Origin of the sequence: Deinococcus pimensis DSM 21231, assembly GCF_000519345.1 — a bacterium.
GTDB lineage: Bacteria > Deinococcota > Deinococci > Deinococcales > Deinococcaceae > Deinococcus_A > Deinococcus_A pimensis.
The window spans coordinates 140,250-142,844 of the sequence record NZ_KI912637.1 but is presented as its reverse complement, the minus strand read 5'-3'; the positions used below and the strand labels follow the sequence as shown (position 1 = coordinate 142,844).

Sequence of the window (2,595 nt, the reverse complement as noted above, 5' to 3'; positions counted from 1 at the left end):
GCACCCGCGGCGCGGCACGGCACGCCCGAGTCGCTCGTCCCGGACGTCGTGCGGGCCCTGCTGCAACCCGATCACGTCCGCGCGGGCGAGCTGCTCTCGCGCGCGCACGCGCAGCTCACCGTCGAGGACGTCCTGATGCACGTCGTGCAGCCCGCGCTGCGCGAGATCGGCCTGCTGTGGGAACGCGGCGAGATCACCGTCGCGCACGAGCATCAGGCCACCGCGTTCCTGCGCGGACGCATCGCGCAGCTCCTGGAGATGGCGGGTCCCGGCGGCACCTGGGGTCCCACCATCGTCGCGGCCTGCGGTCCCGGAGAGCAGCACGAGCTCGGCCTCCTGATGGTCGCGGTGGTCCTGCGGCGCGCGGGCGTCCACGTCCACTACCTCGGCCCCAACACCCCGCTCGGCGACCTCGCCGTGTACGCGCGGCAGGTCCGCGCGCACGCGCTGCTCGTCAGCGTCAACACCGCCGAGGCGCTCGCGGCCCTCACCGCGCAGCTTCACGACCTCGACGACCTCGGCATGCCGCTGTTCTTCGGCGGCTCGCAGTTCAACGAACGTCCCGAACGGGCCGCTCAGCTCGGCGGCGCGTACCTCGGCTCGGACGCCGTGAGCGGGGCGCAGGCGCTCGTCACGCGACTCAAGGAGACTCATGGGTACAGTTCTTAGGACGCGCTACCAGCGCGGGGAGGTCATCTACAGGCAGGGCGAGCCCACCGGGCGCCTCTACCGCGCGGAGACGGGCTTCGTCCGGCTCTCCAAGACCACCCTGCGAGGCCGCACCATTACCGTGCGGCACGTGCTGCCCGGCGACTACTTCGGGGAGGACGCCCTCACCGCCGGGCAGCACCCGCACGGCGCGGAGGCCCTCACCACCGCGATGATCGTCACGCTCGACCCGCGCGAACTCGACGACGCCGCGCTCCTCGACGTGGCCCGCAACCTCGGGACGCAGCTGAGGCGCGTCATGAGCTTCGAGGTGCACCTCCAGTCGGGCGACCTGCGTCAGCGCGTCGTGCGCTACCTGCTCGAACTCGCCGACACGCCGCTCGGCGCGGAGGACGCGGAGAACCGCCTGTACGTCCGCGCCACGCACGAACTGCTCGCCGAGGGCAGCGGCAGCACCCGCGAGAGCGTCAGCAAGATCGTCACGGAACTGCGCGAGTCCGGCCTCATCGAGACGGGCTACCGCCACATCACCCTCCTCGACTTCGACGGCCTGAAGACCATCGCGACGCAGGTCACGCCCGACGTGCAGCACGGCCAGAGCGCCTGAAGGAGCTTCCATGCGTATCCTCGTGACCGGCGGGAGCGGCTTCGTGGGCCGGGCCGTCGTCCAGCAACTCGTCGCTGACGGCCACGACGTCCGCGTCGGCTCGCGCGGCGGGAAGGGCCCGACGGGCGCGCCCGGCGTCCCGCTCGACATCACCGATCCCGCCAGCGTGGAGCGCGCCGTGCGGCACGCCCGTCCCGACGCGATCGTCCACCTCGTCGGCATCATCGCGCAGAAGGGCCGTCAGACCTTCGAGCGCGTCCACGTGGAGGGCACCCGCCACGTCATCGCGGCGGCCCCGGCGGGCACGCGCCTCATCCACATGAGCGCCCTCGGCGCGCGCGAGGACAGCCGGAGCCGCTACTCGTCCAGCAAGGCCCGCGCGGAGCGCCTCGTCCGTGAGAGCGGCCTGCCCGCCACGATCTTCGAGCCCAGCCTGATCTTCGGGCCCGGCGACGACTTCTTCGGGCGGGTCCTGAAGAACCTCGTGTCGCAGGCGCCCGTGGTGCCCGTCATCGGCGACGGCGCCTTCCCCTTCCGGCCCGTCAGCGTCCACGACGTCGCCCTCGCCTTCTCCCGGGCCCTCAAGCGGCCCGACACGGCGGGCCGGACCTTCGTGCTCACCGGCCCGCGCGAGTACCGCTTCGACGAGCTCCTGAAGCTCGAACTCGCCGCGCTCGGCAAGCGCAAGCGCCTCGTGCGGGTGCCGCTCGCGCTGATGAACCTCGCGGTGCCCGCCATGCGGATCCTGCCGAACCCGCCCATCACGACCGATCAGTACGCGATGCTCGTGGAGGGCAACACCGCCGATCCCGAACCCGCCCGCGGCACCTTCGACCTGCCGATGCTGCGCCTGGAGGACGAACTGCCGGTCATCCTGGGCACGGCGCGGCAGGACCGGACGGCCGGAGGTCAGGGCGTGCCCGGCGACCGCGCCGTCCGCTGAACGTCCAAGAAGCGCCGCCGGAACCCTGAGGTTCCGGCGGCGTCCGTGTGGTGGGATTCGTTACGCGACGCGCTGCTGGTCGCGGCGGTTCTTGTCGACGACGGCTTCCTTGAGGCGGAAGATCACGAGCGAGCCGACGAAGGTGCAGGACACGAGGCCGTGCGCGTTGAGGAGGCTGAGGGCCGCCATGACGTCGTCGCGGGTCATGCGGAGCTGCTCGGCCATGTGCAGGGCGCTGTCGGCGCGGCCACGCAGGTACTCGAGGACCTTGTTCGCGGCGGGCGTGAGGGCCGTGGCGGGCACGTCGGCGAGACCGGGGTCGGCGAGGCCGTACACGGCGCGGGTGCCCGTGCCGGGCAGACGGCGGACGCGGCCC

At 72.5% G+C, this 2,595-nt stretch carries 3 protein-coding genes and 1 pseudogene; 3 read left to right on the top strand and 1 reads right to left on the bottom strand.

Going from position 1 to position 2,595, the window contains the following annotated elements; translation table 11 throughout:
* From DEIPI_RS36525 to DEIPI_RS29890, 3 genes are all read left to right on the top strand, one after another.
* On the top strand, positions 1–669 hold a 669-nt coding region (locus tag DEIPI_RS36525; protein WP_045233985.1), incomplete at its 5' end, for a cobalamin B12-binding domain-containing protein.
* Positions 653–1,276, top strand: a complete 624-nt coding sequence (locus tag DEIPI_RS29895; protein WP_045233984.1) for a Crp/Fnr family transcriptional regulator — start codon at positions 653–655, stop codon at positions 1,274–1,276. The genes DEIPI_RS36525 and DEIPI_RS29895, both read left to right, overlap by 17 nt.
* Positions 1,277–1,286: 10 nt before the next feature.
* Complete coding sequence (locus DEIPI_RS29890) at positions 1,287–2,219, top strand: complex I NDUFA9 subunit family protein (protein ID WP_045233983.1); 933 nt, start codon at positions 1,287–1,289, stop codon at positions 2,217–2,219.
* A gap of 60 nt (positions 2,220–2,279) precedes the next feature.
* Here DEIPI_RS29890 and DEIPI_RS29885 read toward each other — a convergent pair.
* Positions 2,280–2,595, bottom strand: a pseudogene (locus DEIPI_RS29885) (transcriptional regulator); the annotation flags it as partial.